Source organism: Desulfurella amilsii, assembly GCF_002119425.1.
GTDB lineage: Bacteria > Campylobacterota_A > Desulfurellia > Desulfurellales > Desulfurellaceae > Desulfurella > Desulfurella amilsii.
The window spans coordinates 1,072,586-1,090,072 of sequence record NZ_MDSU01000018.1 but is presented as its reverse complement, the minus strand read 5'-3'; the positions used below and the strand labels follow the sequence as shown (position 1 = coordinate 1,090,072).

The 17,487-nt window shown below is 35.0% G+C and carries 17 protein-coding genes; 4 read left to right on the top strand and 13 right to left on the bottom strand.

Annotated elements, in window-relative coordinates; translation table 11 throughout:
• Positions 1-8: 8 nt before the first annotated feature.
• The 11 genes from DESAMIL20_RS09175 to DESAMIL20_RS09125 are packed head-to-tail and all read right to left on the bottom strand — an operon-like array spanning position 9 to position 9,119.
• Positions 9-587, bottom strand: a complete 579-nt coding sequence (locus DESAMIL20_RS09175; RefSeq protein WP_086034553.1) for a hypothetical protein — start codon at positions 585-587, stop codon at positions 9-11.
• On the bottom strand, positions 574-1,323 hold the full coding sequence (locus DESAMIL20_RS09170) for a tetratricopeptide repeat protein (protein ID WP_086034552.1): 750 nt from the start codon (positions 1,321-1,323) through the stop codon (positions 574-576). Before DESAMIL20_RS09170 ends, DESAMIL20_RS09175 begins: the two co-directional genes overlap by 14 nt.
• Complete coding sequence (gene aroB, locus DESAMIL20_RS09165; RefSeq protein ID WP_086034551.1) at positions 1,320-2,402, bottom strand: 3-dehydroquinate synthase; 1,083 nt, start codon at positions 2,400-2,402, stop codon at positions 1,320-1,322. The genes DESAMIL20_RS09170 and aroB overlap by 4 nt, the downstream gene beginning before the upstream one ends.
• Positions 2,403-3,056, bottom strand: coding sequence for a uracil-DNA glycosylase (locus DESAMIL20_RS09160; RefSeq protein WP_086034550.1), 654 nt, complete (start codon positions 3,054-3,056; stop codon positions 2,403-2,405).
• Entirely contained in the window at positions 3,057-3,668 is a 612-nt protein-coding gene (hisG, locus tag DESAMIL20_RS09155) for an ATP phosphoribosyltransferase (RefSeq protein WP_086034549.1), read from the bottom strand. It lies immediately after the preceding gene.
• On the bottom strand, positions 3,665-4,915 hold the full coding sequence (gene murA / locus DESAMIL20_RS09150) for a UDP-N-acetylglucosamine 1-carboxyvinyltransferase (protein WP_086034548.1): 1,251 nt from the start codon (positions 4,913-4,915) through the stop codon (positions 3,665-3,667). Before murA ends, hisG begins: the two co-directional genes overlap by 4 nt.
• Positions 4,908-5,765, bottom strand: a complete 858-nt coding sequence (locus DESAMIL20_RS09145) for an ROK family protein (protein ID WP_086034547.1) — start codon at positions 5,763-5,765, stop codon at positions 4,908-4,910. Before DESAMIL20_RS09145 ends, murA begins: the two co-directional genes overlap by 8 nt.
• Positions 5,762-6,211 carry a CoA-binding protein gene (locus tag DESAMIL20_RS09140; protein WP_086034546.1) on the bottom strand — a complete coding sequence of 150 codons (450 nt, stop codon included), beginning with the start codon at positions 6,209-6,211 and terminating at the stop codon, positions 5,762-5,764. The genes DESAMIL20_RS09145 and DESAMIL20_RS09140 overlap by 4 nt, the downstream gene beginning before the upstream one ends.
• A 3-nt stretch (positions 6,212-6,214) precedes the next feature.
• Positions 6,215-7,093, bottom strand: a complete 879-nt coding sequence (fliN, locus tag DESAMIL20_RS09135; RefSeq protein ID WP_086034545.1) for a flagellar motor switch protein FliN — start codon at positions 7,091-7,093, stop codon at positions 6,215-6,217.
• A gap of 11 nt (positions 7,094-7,104) precedes the next feature.
• Positions 7,105-8,076, bottom strand: coding sequence for a flagellar motor switch protein FliM (gene fliM, locus DESAMIL20_RS09130; protein WP_086034544.1), 972 nt, complete (start codon positions 8,074-8,076; stop codon positions 7,105-7,107).
• Positions 8,077-8,078: 2 nt separating this feature from the next.
• Complete coding sequence (locus tag DESAMIL20_RS09125) at positions 8,079-9,119, bottom strand: protein-glutamate methylesterase/protein-glutamine glutaminase (protein ID WP_158090574.1); 1,041 nt, start codon at positions 9,117-9,119, stop codon at positions 8,079-8,081.
• 84 nt (positions 9,120-9,203) lie between these two features.
• On the opposite strand from DESAMIL20_RS09125, the gene DESAMIL20_RS09120 reads away from it, so the two are divergent.
• The 4 genes from DESAMIL20_RS09120 (at position 9,204) to der (ending at position 14,955) form a co-directional block, all read left to right on the top strand.
• Entirely contained in the window at positions 9,204-11,195 is a 1,992-nt protein-coding gene (locus tag DESAMIL20_RS09120) for an aconitate hydratase (RefSeq protein ID WP_086034542.1), read from the top strand.
• 14 nt (positions 11,196-11,209) lie between these two features.
• A complete protein-coding gene (locus tag DESAMIL20_RS09115) occupies positions 11,210-11,554 on the top strand; it encodes a hypothetical protein (protein WP_086034541.1) in 345 nt (114 codons plus the stop codon).
• Between the two features lie 75 nt (positions 11,555-11,629).
• Entirely contained in the window at positions 11,630-13,690 is a 2,061-nt protein-coding gene (locus DESAMIL20_RS09110) for a glycoside hydrolase family 57 protein (protein WP_086034540.1), read from the top strand.
• Positions 13,687-14,955, top strand: a complete 1,269-nt coding sequence (der, locus tag DESAMIL20_RS09105; protein WP_086034539.1) for a ribosome biogenesis GTPase Der — start codon at positions 13,687-13,689, stop codon at positions 14,953-14,955. The genes DESAMIL20_RS09110 and der overlap by 4 nt, the downstream gene beginning before the upstream one ends.
• A gap of 2 nt (positions 14,956-14,957) precedes the next feature.
• On the opposite strand, the gene DESAMIL20_RS09100 is transcribed toward der, so the two are convergent.
• Together DESAMIL20_RS09100 and DESAMIL20_RS09095 are read right to left on the bottom strand one after the other, a co-directional pair.
• On the bottom strand, positions 14,958-15,623 hold the full coding sequence (locus DESAMIL20_RS09100) for a nitroreductase (RefSeq protein ID WP_086034538.1): 666 nt from the start codon (positions 15,621-15,623) through the stop codon (positions 14,958-14,960).
• A gap of 87 nt (positions 15,624-15,710) precedes the next feature.
• The gene (locus DESAMIL20_RS09095) at positions 15,711-17,375 is read right to left on the bottom strand and encodes an acyl CoA:acetate/3-ketoacid CoA transferase (RefSeq protein WP_086034537.1); all 1,665 of its coding nucleotides are present in this window, start codon (positions 17,373-17,375) and stop codon (positions 15,711-15,713) included.
• Positions 17,376-17,487 lie beyond the last annotated feature (112 nt).

Sequence of the window (17,487 nt, the reverse complement as noted above, 5' to 3'; positions counted from 1 at the left end):
AAACCCTCCTACCTAAATTTAAAATCTAAACTGCCAATAATTGAAGCCATGTTAAAATCAATAGCGTTGTCATCACAATTTTTATCAAATTCTATTATATAATTTTGCGACCAATAATTCTTTGGTTTTAAATAAAGCCATGCATTTAAAGGACTACCCTTTGAAACATGTTCAATTTTTACAGGTTGAATTCTTTTACCATTACAATCTAAGTAAACATTCCAGAATGAATTTTTATCTGATATATTGCTTGATTCATAGTATGAGCTGTACAAGTTTACCCAAAAAACAGTATTTTTTGAGCAATCATTTACAAATGAGTCGTATAGATGTTGGTTTGATTTTGATATTGCATTATGTTGCTTTAAATAATTGTAGTATTGATTAGCAAGCGTTGGGTTAAAATATGTTACTTTAGCAATAGCTACAGTCTCGAAATCCCTATATAGTTTTTTTTCTACGGTTTGTTTGTCTAGTTGTTTCAAAAATGAGGTCTCATAATCCCTAAAGCCTACTTGTCTCAGTTGTGTGCAGGATGAAATAAAAAAAATTATTACAAGTAGTAAAAAAATCTTACTGTTTTTCATCTAACGCCTCCAGGGCAATTTTTGCTTGCCTATTTTGGGGATTTCTTGTAAGTATTTCTTTGTAGAGATTTTTTGCATCCTCAATATAGCCTTGTTCAACATATAATTTTGCTATATTTAGCTGATCATCTTCTTCTAAATCAATTGTAGGTATATCTTCAAAAACTATTGGTTTGTTTTGTTCTAAGTTATGTGGATCTTTTCCTTGTTGGGTAGTTTCGCCTGGTTTTTCAACATCCAATATCACTATATCATTAGCGTCTGTTTCTTTTGATTTAAGCGGCGTCTGTATATTCGTAGTTTGCGCTAAGTTTTCTTTTACTTTTTCTACGCTTGGTGTATAAAAAGAGGCAAACGACAATAGTTTTGATTTTATTTTAGGTGAAGGGTTAAGTACAAGTAGTTTTTCATAAGCGTTAATAACTTGTTCAATTTTATTTTGCTTTTCGTAAGATACAGCCAATAATTCCCATGCAAGTACGTTTGAGTTATTAATATTTAAAGCAGTCTCAAGATAGCTTTCGGCTGCCTCATATTTTTCCTCGTCTATAAGAATCTGAGCGACTTTAATTAAAGCAAGCAGGTAGTGAGGGAATTTAGCTACACCTTCAACTAACAAATCAAACGCTTCTTCTTTAGCACCACTTTCATAAAGCAAGCACGCGAGGGGATAAAAAAACAAACTTGATTGTTTTGACTTGTAATATTTTTCAATTTTTTTTATAAGATTTCTCACTGCAACTCTCTAATTGTTTCTATTAACAAACTATTGTTTATGTCGTTTGCAATAATAACCTCTCCTATGCTTTTTGTCAATATAAATTCTAAAACACCGCCTTTGGCCTTTTTATCGTGCTTCATTATTTCAATCAGCAAGGTTGGGTTAATGTTGTCTATCTTTGTTGGCAGGTGAAATTTTTCAAGTAAATCTTTAATTATTTTAAATGTTTTTTCATCAATTAAGCCCAGTTTGTGTGAGAGCCTTGTAGCAAATACCTCTCCAATTGAAACTGCTTGAGGATGTGTGTATTTTTTATATTCAAAATAAGCTTCAATTGCATGGCCAAGTGTGTGGCCAAAATTTAAAATAGCTCTTAAGCTCGCCTCTTTTTCATCTTTTTGAACAATTAAGCTTTTATCTTTTGCACAATCATAAATGAGTTTTTGGATAGCTTTATGGTCCCTCTTTAAAATATCGCTACTGTGTTCTTCAATGAAGCTAAAAAGCTGCCTATCCATTATAATACCGTATTTGATAATTTCGGAAAAAGCGTCAAAAAATTCCTCGTCACTTAAAGTATCTAAAAATTTTGTGTCAATAAATACAGCATTTGGTTGATAGAAAGTACCTATTAAGTTTTTGCCTTTGGCATGGTTTATGGCTGTTTTCCCGCCAATTGAGCTATCTGTTTGTGAAACTACAGTCGTTGGAACATGAATGAGTGGCATGCCGCGCATAAATGTACTTGCTGCAAAGGATGCCACATCGCCAACGACCCCACCACCAAATGCTATCAATGGTGTCTTTCTATCCGCTTTATTTTCAATCAAAAAGTCGTATATGTCAAACAATACTTCTTTGCTTTTGCTTTGCTCGCCTGGTTCAAAACAGTATATTGAGTAAGAAAAATTAGCTTTTTCTATATAGTGTAGCAGTGTTTGCAAGTGCAGTCTACACACATTTGCATCTGAGATAATAAAAAGCCTATTAACAAAGTTTGAATTTTTTAAAAAATTACTTAGATTGCTTAAGTCATTGTAGCTTATGCTTATATTGTAGCTTTGGGCTAATTCGACGCTAATGATCTGGCTCATCTAGTCTCCTAAATATTGCTTAGCCGTTTTTAAATCGTTTACAAATACTTCTATGGCTTTTGGGTTTCTCAATAAATAAGCTGGATGATATGTGGGTATTACTGTGTAGCTTTGTTGTTTAAATACAAGCCCTCGAGATTGGGTAATTTTTTTGTCATTACCAAGCAGTTGCATTAGAGCAAATCTGCCTAGCGTGATGATAATTTTTGGTTTTATTAATTCTATTTGCTTGTCCAAAAAAGGTCTGCAGGCTTTAAGCTCATTTTCTTGGGGATCTTTGTTATTTGGTGGCCTGCATTTTAGACAATTTGCTATGTATACTTCTTGCCTGTTTATACCAACTTCTTTTAGTAAATCGCTTAACAATTGTCCTGCCCGTCCAACAAAAGGCAAGCCCTGTTCGTCTTCTGTCGCACCTGGTGCTTCGCCAATAAACATTAAGCTAGCGTTTGGGTTTCCATCTCCAAAAACATAGTGTTTTTTTGTTTTGTGAAGCTCACATGCTTGGCATTTTTCTACTTCTTTTTTTAGTTCTTTAAGGCACTTTAGACCAGCGTTTCTTGGTGCTTCTTTTTTATTAAGCTTAGTGTTTAGGTATTCAACACCCAGATCTCTATAAAAGTTTAAAATGTTTCCCAATTGATTTTTCTCCATTTATTTTAATAATTCAATAAGTTTTGTTATTTCTTCGTTTTTCGTATAATAACTAACGTGGTTTGCAACTAAAAAAGCGCTTGATTCCGTTATCTTTTCTATTATATAAAGACCGTTTTCTTTTAGGGTTTGGCCAGTTGAAACAATGTCTACAATGCAGTCTGCAAGACCGATGACACCAGCTAGTTCAATTGAGCCATAAAGCTTAATAATCTCGATTGTCATGCCTTTTTTTGCAAAAAATTCATCTGTTATGTTTACAAATTTTGTAGCAACTTTTAGCTGCGTTGGTGTATCGGGGTAGTTGCGCGTTTTGCCTGCTACCACAACGGTGCATTTTCCTATATTTAAATCCATTAGCTCAAACACATCTTTTTTGTTTTCTGTTAGCACATCGAGTCCAGCAACGCCTAAATCAGCACCATTTCCTTCTACGTATGTAGCCACATCTTGAGCACGCACAATTAAAAATTTTAATGTTCCATCTTTACTTTCAAAAATTAATTTCCTGCTGTTTTCTTCATAATCTATTGCAATACCTTTGCTGTTAAAAAGCTTTATTGTTTCATCCATTAGACGCCCTTTTGCAAGGGCAATTGTTAATTGTTTCACTGAGGCACCCTCTTTATTCTTGCTCCTAGTGCTTGTAATTTTTTGTCTAGATGCTCATATCCTCTATCTAAATGGTAAATGCGCAAAACTTCTGTTGTATTTTCTGCAGCCAAGCCTGCAATGACTAAACTTGCACTAGCCCGCAAATCCGTTGCCATAACTGGGGCGCCGTATAGCTTTTTTACGCCATTGATAATAGCTTTATTCCCGCTTATGATTATATTTGCACCCATTCGATTAAGTTCTGCAACATGCTGAAAGCGGTTTTCAAAAATAGTTTCTTCTATTATGCTTGTGCCTTGAGCAAGTGTTAACATAGCTGTAAATTGAGCTTGCATATCTGTTGGAAAACCAGGATATGCGAATGTTTTAATATTAACTGGCAGAAATTTGGAATGGGAGATTTTTATCGAGCTGTCACTTATTTGAACATCTGCGCCCGCTTCTTTTATCTTGTCAATTATAGAATGCATGCAATAAGTTGGCGCGTTGTTTATCGTTAGGCTAGAGCGTGTAGCATGTGCGATGCACATAAAGGTACCTGCTTCAATACGATCTGGCATTACTTCATAATCGCTACCTTTTAGCGTTTCAACGCCTGTAATTTCTATTGTAGAACTGCCAGCCCCAGAGACTTTTGCACCACATTTGTTTAGAAAGTTTGCTAAATCAACCACTTCTGGTTCCTTTGCAGCATTATAGATGGTTGTTTTGCCGTGAGAGAGTGTAGCTGCCATGATAATGTTTTCTGTACCTGTAACAGTTGGTACATCAAAATAAATCTCGGCACCTTTTAATTCTTTTGCGCTCGCATGAATGTATCCCTTTTCAATGTTAATTTTGGTACCCATAATTTTTAGAGCATCAATATGCAAATTAACTGGTCTTACGCCAATCGCACATCCTCCTGGGAGCGATACGGTTGCTTGAAAGTATTTGGCTATAAGTGGTCCTAAAACCAAAATTGAAGCCCTCATTTTTCGCACCAGGTCGTATTCGGCTTTGGTAGATTTTAATTTCAAACAATCAATTTCTAATGTGTTGTTGCTAAAATTGTATTGGCAGCCCATGTTTTCTAATAATTTTAGCATTGTAATGATATCTGCTAAGTTTGGTACATTGCGTATAGTGCATGGGCTATCGCACAAAATAGTTGCTGCAATAATGGGCAAAGCAGCATTTTTAGAGCCGCTTATATCTACACTGCCGTGTAGCGTTTTTGAGCCTTCTATGACAAATTTATCCATACAACCCCTCATTAAAAATACTTGCAATACCAAGCAGTCCAGCAAATGTCGGGTTTTCCTCAACAGCAAACGCGCAAGGTTTGATTCTATACACAAAAGAGCGCCTATGTACGGTTTTTTTCAATGTTTGGCTAAATGCATCAAAGTTATTTGCAATGCCACCGCTAAAGACTATTAAATCACTTCCAAACACATTGATAAGATCAGCAACAACAATGCCCAAATATTGCGCAAATCTATCGACTATACGCTTGTAGATTTTATTTTTTGAATAGTTGCCGAATATGTGCTCTAGTGTGTCAAAAACGTTGTTTTTTTTAGCAAACTCTATTATATGTTCTATACCTGTATATTTTTCTATGCAGCCTCTGTTGTTACAGCCACATCGCTTGCCGTTTATACTCGCACTAATGTGGCCCACCTCAAATACACTTACGGAGCTTTTTAGGAGTTTTCCATTAACGATTGCGCCACCACCAAGACCTGTACCTAGTGTTAGGTGTATCATATTGGGCACTTTGTATATTCTGTAAGAATTTAGACAAGCTGCGTTTGCATCGTTTTCTACTTCAATATGAGTGCTTTGTATATTAAATTCGTTAAAAGAAAAATTGTTCAAAAAAAGCATATTTGGTGAGTGTTTGACAGTTTTTGATTTGTAATCAACAATTCCAGCAACGCTAAATCCGACATTCTTTTCATTTGAAGCATCTAAAATTTTAATGATTTTTCTTTTAAAGTCATTAAAATTTTTGGGTGTTGGGATAACATTAACTTGTTCAATATTATACTGATTGTCAATTTTTGCATATTTTATTCGAGTTCCACCGATGTCAAAACACAGTGTCAACTAATCGTCCCTTCAATGTATTTTTGATGTGCTTTTTTTAAACAATGATCCATTATAAAAAGTATACCGCTGCCTTCTACCATTTTTTTGGATTCTGGACTTATTATATCTTCTTGCAGCCATATTGCTTTAGGTTTTATTTTTAGTGCAGATTCAACAACGCTAGGACAATCTTTTGCGTTTCTGAATACATCTACAACATCAATGCTAAATGGTATGTCTTCTAGCGTAGCGTAGCATTTTTCACCTAAAATTTCACTTACACCAGGCCTTACTGGTACAATTTTGTAGCCTTTTGCTTGCAGATATGAAGCTACATCATAGCTTGGTCTGTCTGGTTTTGGCGATAGGCCAACGACCGCTATTGTTTTCATTTTTAATATTTTTTTTACTATTTCTTCGTCTGTTTTTGAGATCTCACCAAAGCCTAATCTACAGCTTTCCATTTCTTACCCCCCAAGACTTTTTATTCTATCTTCTTTTGTGCCAACATGTGTAATTTTTATGCCAAAATTTCCACCTACCACTACGACTATGCCTTTTGCAATTATTTTGCCATTGACTAAAATTTCCATTGGCTCATCCACGCTTTTATCCAGATCTATTATAGTGCCTTCTGATAATTTTACAACATCTTTAAGTAGCATTTGTTTTGAGCCAATTCTTATGCGCGCATTAAGTTCTATATCCATTAGTAAATTTAAATTATCTTTCGAAGTTTCTATCGTAGAGGTTTGATTTGATTCGTCTTCTATCTCAAACAGTGGTGACAAAGAGGATTGATTTTTGCTGCTTAGCACTTCAACTTTTAGGTTATCTAAAACTTTTTCGAACCCATCAACACTTACATACTGATGCATTGAGCTTTCTATCGTATTTGTTATAATAATTTCAAACTCAGATTCAAAAAACGGCTCATCTTTGGGCTGAGTTTGTGAGAAGCCGTTAAAGCTCACTTTGTAGCCTTCTTCTTTCATTGCTGTTGCAAAAGCACCTAAATTTTGAGAAAAAAGCTCTTTTAAAGAGTCAATATCATCTGGCTCTAAAGTATCTTTGTCTTCCCCTGGACCCATTAGCATCAAGTCTGATAGAATAGAGGCTATTTTTGTATCCATAGATATATATAAGCCTAATTCTATACCATTTATATCAATATTAAACCTTGCAAAAAAATCCTTTTTTTCGATTTTGTCTGTAGTTTGGACTTTTGTAAATTTAACAAGACAATCTATGTTTAAAGCTTTTTTGATAGTTTCTTCCATAACAATAGATTCTTTTGTGAAAAAAATCTGCACATTTTCTTTAGTGTCTTTTGTTAAATCGAACACGAGCACGCCTCCTAACCAATGAGTTTAGTTATTTTTATAGCTTTTTTGGTCTTTATTTTGCCTAATTTTGCTTCAAATTTTTTTACACCATTGCAGTATACTTCTGCTGGTTCATTTGTGCTTTTTTGCAGGATGTATATGTCGTTTGGTTTTAGGTTCAAAAAGCTTTCAATATCAATTTTAAATTCGCCCAAGTATGTTTCAAGTCTAATTAAAACATTGTCAAGAATCTGCAGTATATCTACCACTCTGTTTGTATGTTCTTTTCTTGAAATAGAAAGCATATCGTGTGTGCCGATCTTAGTTAAAATTGGCTCAAGTGTAATAACGGGCAAACAGAAGTTGATTATACCTTTGTAATCGCCCATTTTTACCTCAAATACAATTAATACCACTACTTCCGAGGGTGCTACAATTTGAACTACATTGGGGCTTGTTTCTTGGGCTATAACTTCAAATCTAATTTCTGCAATTGGTGTCCAGATATTTTTTAGGTCACCAAGCATTAAATTGACAATATCTAAAAGTATGCTTTGCTCTATGTCGGTGAAAGGCCTTATGTTTTGAAAAGTTGCGCCAAACCCCCCGAGCAATCTATCTATAAGCACAAAGCCGATATCTGGTTCTACAGCTATAATGCCACTGCCTTCAAGTGGATGTAGACTTATAACATTGAAACTAACAGATTGAGAAAGAGATAAAACAAATTCACCATATGTCATTTGGTCAACACTTGCCACATCTATTTCAATGATTGTACGCAAAAAACCAGAGAGTTTTGAGGAAAAGTTTCTAGCGAACTTATCGTGGAGATTTCTTAATGCTCTGATTTGTTCTTTGGAAACCTTATCGGGTCTTTTAAAGTCATATATGGATATTTTTTCTTCTATAAGCGTTTCGGGTAATTCTTGTGATGACTCTTCTTCTTTGCCTATTGTCGAAAGTAGGGCATCTATTTCTTCTTGAGATAAAATCTCTGCCATTTTTATCCTATAATCTTTTTAATAATATTGGGTATTTCTTCTAAGTCGCCAATATAGTCTACTATGTTGTTTTCAGTGGGCTTTCTTGGCATACCCCAAACGACACAGGACTCTTTGCTTTGTGCAATAATTGTGCCGCCAATTTTTTTAAGTTTTAGTAAACCCTCATAACCATCGTTTCCCATACCCGTCATGATAATAGCAAGCGTCCTATTTTTTGTTGTTTCGGCGCAAGAGCTAAACAATACATCAGCACTTGGAACATAAATTGTTTTTGGCTGGTCTGAAATTTTTATAGTAAGTGTACCATTTTTGTCCTCTATACTCATTTGTAAACCGCCTGGTGCTAGGTAACCTTTGCCATTTTGGGCAATTTCTTGATCCTGAGCTTCTTTTATGGGTATAGATGAGATTCTATCGAGTGATTTTGCAAAAATCGGTGTAAATGTAGCTGGCATATGTTGGACAATTAAAACAGGCACATTAACTTTTGGGAATTCACTCATTATTTTTTCTAGGGCAACGGGTCCACCCGTTGAAGTCGCAATAGCAATAAGTCTAATATCTTTTGTGGTTATTTTCTGTGGTGTGACTATTTGTGTTGGCTTAGGCAGTGTAGGTTTTACAAGTTTTGGTTTTTGTATTTTTGAGCTTTTTGCAGCGATGATTTTTGCTATTAATAGTTCTCGAGCGTCTTTTGTTATTTTATTAAAGTTAAGAACATCGTTTTTTGGTATATAATCAACTGCGCCTAAATGCAAAGCTTCAAGCGTTATGCTTGCACCTTCTGTTGTAAGCGTTGACACCATAATTATCGGCACGGGATTTTCTAACATTATGTGTTTTAGCGCTTCTATGCCGTTTAATTTTGGCATTTCTATATCCATGGTAACAACATCTGGTTTGAGAGTTTTTACTTTTTCTATAGCCTCTAGTCCATCTGAGGCTGTATCAATCACCTTTATTTGGCCAGATTCTTCCAGTATCCTTGTTAAATATTTTCTTGAAATAAGCGAGTCGTCAACAATCAAAACCCTAACCATAAGTACTCCAAAGATTTGACATTTATAAAGAAATAATATAAATTTTGTGTCAGAAAAGCAAATAAATTTTCTAGGAGGTAAGGCATGGGATTGACAGTCGCTCAAAAGATACTCAAAGAGCATTTGGTTGACGGTAGCCTCACAGAAGGAGACGAAATTGGTATAAAAATTGATCAAACGCTCACGCAAGATGCAACAGGCACAATGGCGGATCTTCAATTTGAACAAATGGGGACACCTCGTGTAAAGACTGAAGTTTCTGTTAGCTACATTGATCACAAAACAATCCAAATGGGCTTTGAAGATGCAGATGACCATACGTATTTGCAAACATTTGCAAAAAAATATGGCTTGTATCTATCAAAAGCAGGTAATGGTATTTGCCATCAGGTCCATGTAGAACGCTTTGGCAAACCAGGTAAAACGCTGTTGGGCTCTGATTCGCATACACCAACGGGTGGTGGTATTGGCATGATAGCTATTGGTGCAGGCGGGCTTGATGTTGCAAGCGCAATGGCTGGTATGCCATTTTATATGCCAAGACCGAAAATTGTTGGTATAAAGTTAACCGGTAAGCTTAACCCATGGGTTTCAGCAAAAGATATTATTTTAAAAGTATTGCAAATACTTACAACTAAAGGCAATGTTGGCTGGATTGCAGAGTACTTTGGAGACGGTGTAAAGCATTTAAGCGTCCCAGAGCGAGCAACAATTACCAATATGGGTGCAGAGCTTGGTGTAACAACGAGTGTTTTTCCATCAGACGAAACAACAAGATCTTTTTTAAAAGCCCAAAAAAGAGAACAAGACTGGATTTCTCTAGAGGTGGATCCAGATGCTGTATACGATAAAGTGATCGAAATTAACTTAAACGAACTTGAACCAATGATAGCACAACCTCACTCACCAGATAATGTTGTACGCGTAAGAGATGTAGAAGGAACACCAGCAGATCAAGTCATGGTAGGTAGCTGTACAAACTCTTCTTATAAAGATGGCAAGATATTGGCAGAAATTTTAAAAGGCAAAGTAGCAAATGAAAACGTAAGTTTTGGTTATGCACCAGGCTCAAAGCAGGTTTTAAGGATGCTTTCCGATGAAGGAAAGTTAAGCCATATTATAGCTGCAGGTGCAAGAATATTGGAATCAGCATGTGGTTTTTGCATAGGCGCAGGTCAAGCTCCAAGAAACAATGCAGTTTCTATAAGAACCAACAATAGAAATTTTTTTGGAAGAAGCGGCACTACTACAGCTAAAATTTATTTAGTAAGCCCAGAAACAGCAGCTGCATGTGCTCTAACGGGTAAGATAACAGACCCCAGAGATTTGGAAAAACTTTTTGGTATTCAATACCCAAAAGTTGATGTGCCAAGCGAATTTACAATAGATGATTCGCTTATAATACCACCAGCACATGAAACTGGGATGTCAAAAGTTGAACTCTATAAGGGACCAAATATAGTTGATCCGCCAGGTGGTAGCTCTATGCCAGCTGATTTAATTGGTGAGGTTACAGGCAAATTTGGCGATAAAATTACCACAGATGATATTATGCCAGCAGGAGACTTACTAAAGTACCGCTCTAATGTGCCAAAGTATGCTGAATATGTTTTTGTGAAGAGAGACCCTACATTTGCTCAAAGATGTTTGGAAAATAAAAAAATGGGCATTCACAACATTATTGTGGGCGGTGATTCATACGGTCAAGGCTCATCAAGAGAGCACGCAGCATTATGCCCAATGTATTTGGGTGTAAAAGCAGTCATAGCAAAAGCCATTGAACGTATCCACAGAGCTAACCTTATCAATTTTGGTATACTGCCTCTTACATTCAAAAACCCAGATGATTACGAAAAAATTGATCAGGGAGATAGAATTAAATTGCCAAATATTAGAAAAGCCCTAATTGAAAACAAAGGCGAAGTAATGCTATACAACGAAACAAAAGGTATTTCCATACCTTTGAATTATCATTTAACAGAAAGGGAAGTTAAAACTATACTTGCAGGTGGCACGATGAAGTTGGCAAAAGATTTTCCAGGCAAAAGCTTTAAAGAAATAGTTTTTAATTCTTAAAAAAGGAGAAAGTAATGAAGACATTATTTTATGTATTAAAAGATCCATCAAACACAATGGACTATTATCATTTGTTTTTAAATGTAAAAGATTTAAGAAAAAAGAATTACGATGTTAAGATTATATTGGAAGGATATGCAACAAGCGTTGTTCAAAAAATGTCAGACAAAAATCACCCTTTGAATGCTGCTTACGAAGATATAAAAGGTTCTATTGTGGCGGTATGCAAAGGCTGTGCAATAGCTACAAAGAGCTTAGAAGCTGCAGAGGCGCAGGGTTTGCCTGTGATTGGAAATCTTGATAATCATGTCGCTCTTGAGCCTTTCATTAAAGACGGCTATAATATAATTGTGTTTTAATTTTTTTAGGAGAGCTTTAGTCTCTCCTAAAAAATTCCTTGTAATAAATTTTTAAAAAGATTATAATAATCAGTTATGGTATTTGTTTCTTTTGTTTGGCACATGCATCAGCCCTATTACAAAGACGATATTGAAGGTAAATATGCTGCTAGCTGGGTAAGGCTTCACGCATCCAAAGACTACCTTGATATGTTAAAAATTGCTCAAAATAACAATGCAAAGGTAACATTTAATTTAACGCCCGTGCTTGTTAATCAGATTTTGTCTTATAAGAATCTGGAGTGCGAAAACACAGCGAGTCTTCTTTTAAAGCCAGTTTCTGAACTGACTGATAAACAAAAATTGTTTGTACTGGAAGACTCTTTTAAGATAGGTTCGCACATTATACAAAAAACTCCTAAATATAGGCAGCTTTATCATAAAAAGCAAAACGCCACCTCAAATATTCTGAATGTTTTTAGCAATCAAGAGATTTTAATTTGTGAAATAGCTTATTTGCTTTCATGGCTTGGCAATCTTCAAAAAGACGATACAATAAAAAAAATTGAGGAGAATTTAAGTGCAGCAGGCGAAGAAGAAAAGCAATACTTGCTTAATAGGCAACTTCAAATTCTTCAATCCATTGTACCAGAATATAAAAAGGCTTTTAAAAACGGTGATATTTGTTTAACTACGACACCTTTTTATCATCCGATTTTGCCGCTACTTATTGATAGTGATATAGCAAAAGTTTCAAACCCAAATATAAAGCTACCACAAAAATTTAGCTACAAAGAAGATGCAAAATGGCATATAAGAGTCGCAAAGCAATATATGGAGCGAATTTTTGAATCTAAAATCGACGGTATGTGGCCATCAGAAGGTTCAGTTAGTGATGAAGCTTTATGCTTAATTGCTGAGTGTGGTTTCAAATTTGCAGCTACAGACGAGCAAATCATAAAGAATTCAGGCTTTAGTGATATACATGCACCATATTTATACGAAAATAATAACTTATCATTGCATATGTTTTTTAGAGACCATACATTGTCTGATAAAATAGGATTTGTGTACTCTCATATGCACTACAAAGACGCAGTGGAAGACTTTTTAAATTCCATAAAAGCCGTAGAGTCACGAAGCGGGCCAAAATCCATTGTTAGCGTTATTTTGGATGGTGAAAATGCCTGGGAGTACTACGATAACAATGGCTATGATTTTTTAAATTATCTGTATGATAGTTTGCAAAAAGACACTGATATAGAAATTATTACGCCAGATGAGTATTTGGAACTAAAAGATGCCAAAGAGCTCAAATTTGGCAAAATCTGGCCAGGTTCATGGATTGGGGCTAATTTTAATATATGGATAGGAGATGATGAGGATAATAAAGCGTGGGACTTGCTCAATAAAGCTCGCGAGCGTCTTTCAACAAATAAAGCTAGCATAAATCAGTTATACAAAGCACAAGGCAGCGATTGGAACTGGTGGTATGGGGCAGATCATTCTTCTACAGATGATGTTTTGTTTGATAATTTATTTAGAAGTATGCTTATAAAGGCTTATATGCTTGATAAAAAAACTCCCCCACGAGAGCTATATATACCAATTAAAAAGCGCTTGAGTACCTTAGAAAGCAAAAGTCCTATTAGCTTCATTAACCCTAAAATTGATGGTGTTATTAGCTCTTATTTTGAATGGACTGGTGCAGGCGAGTTTGTAGAGCTTGAATCTGCGATGAGCGTTTCAGATAGAATGATTAAGAAAATTTACTATGGTTTTAATGAAAATGATATTTTTTTGAGGATAGACTTTAATAACTTAAAATCCAATATACTGGATCAATATACAATCTGCATAGAGATATTCGATAATGTTAAGACATGCCTTTCTTTGTCAAACCAAAAAAGCTACATTCAGAGATTTGACAGAAATGGCAAAATTATAGCCCAAGAAAAATTTTTTGACTATGCAATAAATAAAATCTTGGAGATTAAAATTTCAAAAGATTTTTTGGGCGTACATGAAAAAGAGAAAGTTTTCTTTTATATTAATATTGAGCATGAAAATAAAATTATAGAAAGATTTCCAACAAATAAAGACATACTTATTGAGATACCTTCTAAAAATTTTGAATCTGAAAATTGGTTTGTATGATAATTTCCATTGTAGGTAAACCCAACGTAGGTAAATCGAGTCTTTTTAATTTACTTGTAGCTAAAAACAAAAGCATAATAAGCAAGATGCCTGGCACAACACGCGATACAATAGCAGATTATTTAACCATTAAAGATAAAAATGCAATGCTTATTGACACAGGTGGGCTCAATGATGAAGACTACGCTTTATCAAAAAAAATTAATTTACAAACACAAGAGGCTATTGAGTCTAGCGATATTGTGATCCTTGTCTTTGATGCAAAAGAACCATTAAGTGATTTTGACATATCATTGTTTAAGATGATTGTAAAGCTCAAAAAAACATACATTATAGTGGTTAATAAAGTTGATGAAAAAAATGATAATTTTTTTTATGAATTTATGCGTTTTAAAGATGCGATATTGATCTCAACAAAACGCAAAACTAATATAGATAAACTCAAAGAAAGGCTTTATGAGCTTATAAACAAAAGTATTAAAATTGATGATTCAGATACAAAATTAGCCTTTGTGGGTAGGACCAATGTAGGGAAATCTAGCCTTTTTAATGCATGTTTAAAAAAAGAGCGCTCAATTGTTGCCCCACAGGCTGGTACAACGCTAGACAGCGTTGATAGTTTTATTAGGTATAATAATAGAACTTACAAAATAGTTGATACGGCAGGCTTAAGACTAAAATTAAAAAAAGAAAGTCTTGATAAATTAGCGTCATATCTAGCCTTGTTTTCTATCGAAAGATGCGATATAGCACTTTTAGTGATTGATGCTATTGAGGGTGTAAAAACGCAAGATTTAAGAATAGCTTCTTTGCTTGAGCAAAAACACAAAGGTATTGTAGTTGTGCTTAACAAGTGGGACTTAGTAGAAAAAGATCATGATAAGGTTTTTAAAGAATTAAAAGACAGGCTTTCTTTTGTAAAATTTGCGCCATTTTTGAGAGTTAGCGCCAAAGAATCAAAAAATATTGATAAAATTTTTAAAAATATACAGATTGTTGAGGATTACTACAACAAAAGAATCCCCACGCACGATTTAAATGAAGCTCTCCACGTTTTATCAAAAACGCATCCTGCAATAAATATAAATTCAAAACCTATCAAGATAAAATATATAAATCAAGTTGAAACGAAACCGCCCACATTTGTGATTTTTACAAATACAGAAAAAGTGCCCAAAAATTTTGAGCACTATATCAAAAATCAATTATATTCTATGTTTAAGTTTACAGGTTGCCCACTTAAGCTAATTTTCAAAAAGGACTAAACCTAATCTAAAAAAGTGACAAAATCCCCTACAGCTATTCTGTCCATCGTTAGCTTATTGATGTAAGCATTGTTATCTGGATATCCAAGTGAAATACTCATTATAACCATTTTTGTGTCTGGTATATTGAGTGTTTTCTTTATAACAGGAGCATATGCTGCAATGGATGTTTTTGGGCAACTAGCTAGGCCAAATTCCAAAGCAAGCAGCATTATAGTTTGTGCCATAATGCCAATATCTATAAATGTGTTTTCGCCTAAGTTTTTTTCTCTTAATAGAAGTAATTCAACAGGTGCATTGAAAAACCTAAAGTTTTCTAATATGTGTTCTTGAAGAGCAACTTTATCTTTTGGGTCTAAGTTTTTGAATTCAAAAACCCTTGTATTACAAGCTCTGCGCCTATCTTTAATGTATTGTGGCATATCTTTTACTTCGTATATATAATCGTATTGCCTTTCAACGCTGCTTTTTACCGCTTCTACTAAAGCATCGCTTAATTTATTTTTAGTTTGACCTGTTAATACCAAAATCTCCCAGGGTTGAACATTGTGGCCAGATGGTGCAAATCTAGCAATATCAAACAACTTATAAAGCACTTCTTTTTCCACTGGCTTGTCTAAAAATGCTCGTGTAGATTTCCTTGACTTTATTGCTTCTAAAACTGTCATCTTAACCCCCCATTTTTTTATTCTAGTGTAAACAAATGTACTAAAAAAATCAAGAGGGGTTTAAGCCCTTCTTGATTTTGATTATTTTTAAATTAACCCAGCCTCTTCTAATATATCGTCGATGTGTTCTTTAAGCGGGTCTAAGCTTGGATGGAACAAGCACTCAGGCATTGTTTCAAGTTTATTAGCAATTTGAGGCTTAAAGTTCATTTTTGCCAGGATGTCTTTTTCTAAATCAACACCTGGTGCAATTTCTTTAAGTATCAGGCCATTTTCATTCAAGCCAAATACGGCTCTTTCTGTGACGTACAGTATTTCTTTTTTTGCCTTTACAGCCTGAGGACCACTAAATACAATTTTTACAATTTTTTCATTGAACTTTAATATATTTCCGTCAGATTTTATTATCAATTTTCCTTTAGCAGCATCTATATCAAACTTGCCAGCAGTAAAACCTCCAGCAAAGAATGTTCTTGGCGATCCTGAGCTAATTACAGGGAAACCACCTGGTCCTGATACTTTTGTTGAACTATATGATGGATTTAAATTGCCTTTTGAGTCAATTTCCATAAACCCTAAAGCTGCAAAATCTATAATGCCACCCTCATAGTTTGTAAACATATCAGGCATTGGAATTATTGCCTGTGGTGATATAGCAACGCCAAAATCTGGCCCAACTAATGCAATCCCGCCGATAGGTCCAGGCTCAACAGTTAGTGCAAGCAAATTACTTAAGCCTAATTCTCCCGCAAGCCACGATGCATATACAGGAATACCTATACCTAGGTTACCAAATAATGGTTTCTTTAATTTTGCGGCAGTTTTCATGACTTCGATTAAGATTCTTCCTGCTGCTATCCTATCCCTTATTTGATTTGGTGCTGGCAAGAGTTCTTCTAGTTCTTTAGTTTTTTTAGCTTTTACATGACCAGCAAGCCTTGGATCATACACATAGCTACCAGATATTTTATGGTATTTTTCTGCATCTGGTGCTACTACAACGTAGTCAATAAGTGGTGCAGGGACGATAACTTCTCTTGTTGGTATGGTATCCTTTCGCGCAACATACTTTACCTGGCAAATAACTTTGCCCTGATTGGGAAGAGCTTTGGCAGCTTGTGCCATATTAAGCACTGTGCCATAGATACCTTCTTCTTCCATTGAAATATTGCCGTCTTCGTCGGCAGTTGTGCCTCTAATAAGCGTTACATCTGGTGTTGGCGCCTGGTACAATAGCCATTCTTCGCCATTTATAGTAAGTACATCTACTTTACAGGTTTTCTTTTCTTTTGCAATTTCATTTGAAGCGCCACCGTCAATTCTTGGATCTAAAAATGTCCCAATACCAACTTTTGATAATAATCCTGGTCTGTTGCTTGCAACTTCCCTAAACCAGTAAGAAGTTGTACCAATAGCAAAAGAATACACCTCGATCCTGTTTTCAAGCGTCATTTTCATCAAAGCGGGCGACCAACCAATAAAAGGCATTAAAGTGCCCCTAATAAATTTTTGGTCTTTGTCTTGATAAAGTTCACCAAAAACTTTGTCAAGGCCTCTGTCTGCTACCGCAGGCAGTGTGTCTGAAATAATAAATAGATTGTTTGGATGACCTGTTTTTTTGTACTGTTCAAAAAGCTCCAAGATCAAATACTCTGGTGCCGTAGACAAATTAAACCCTGAGATGGCTACAACATCACCATCTTTGATGACGCTTAATGCATCAGAAACGTTTACAACTTTTCCATGACCCATTAAATTGTACCTCCTAAAAATTTTTTCTTGCGCCTATACTAAAAGATTCAGCCTTAAAAGTCAAATTAATTAAAAATTTTGCATTTTTTAAATAGTTTGGTTTAACAAGCTG

Excerpts from the sequence above, each read along its gene's own strand:
- DESAMIL20_RS09175 (WP_086034553.1), bottom strand. The coding sequence starts at position 587 with ATGAAAAACAGTAAGATTTTTTTACTACTTGTAATAATTTTTTTTATT.
- aroB (WP_086034551.1), bottom strand. The coding sequence starts at position 2,402 with ATGAGCCAGATCATTAGCGTCGAATTAGCCCAAAGCTACAATATAAGC.
- DESAMIL20_RS09160 (WP_086034550.1), bottom strand. The coding sequence starts at position 3,056 with ATGGAGAAAAATCAATTGGGAAACATTTTAAACTTTTATAGAGATCTG.
- murA (WP_086034548.1), bottom strand. The coding sequence starts at position 4,915 with ATGGATAAATTTGTCATAGAAGGCTCAAAAACGCTACACGGCAGTGTA.
- DESAMIL20_RS09140 (WP_086034546.1), bottom strand. The coding sequence starts at position 6,211 with ATGGAAAGCTGTAGATTAGGCTTTGGTGAGATCTCAAAAACAGACGAA.
- fliM (WP_086034544.1), bottom strand. The coding sequence starts at position 8,076 with ATGGCAGAGATTTTATCTCAAGAAGAAATAGATGCCCTACTTTCGACA.
- DESAMIL20_RS09125 (WP_158090574.1), bottom strand. The coding sequence starts at position 9,119 with ATGGTTAGGGTTTTGATTGTTGACGACTCGCTTATTTCAAGAAAATAT.
- DESAMIL20_RS09120 (WP_086034542.1), top strand. The coding sequence starts at position 9,204 with ATGGGATTGACAGTCGCTCAAAAGATACTCAAAGAGCATTTGGTTGAC.
- DESAMIL20_RS09115 (WP_086034541.1), top strand. The coding sequence starts at position 11,210 with ATGAAGACATTATTTTATGTATTAAAAGATCCATCAAACACAATGGAC.
- DESAMIL20_RS09110 (WP_086034540.1), top strand. The coding sequence starts at position 11,630 with ATGGTATTTGTTTCTTTTGTTTGGCACATGCATCAGCCCTATTACAAA.
- der (WP_086034539.1), top strand. The coding sequence starts at position 13,687 with ATGATAATTTCCATTGTAGGTAAACCCAACGTAGGTAAATCGAGTCTT.
- DESAMIL20_RS09100 (WP_086034538.1), bottom strand. The coding sequence starts at position 15,623 with ATGACAGTTTTAGAAGCAATAAAGTCAAGGAAATCTACACGAGCATTT.
- DESAMIL20_RS09095 (WP_086034537.1), bottom strand. The coding sequence starts at position 17,375 with ATGGGTCATGGAAAAGTTGTAAACGTTTCTGATGCATTAAGCGTCATC.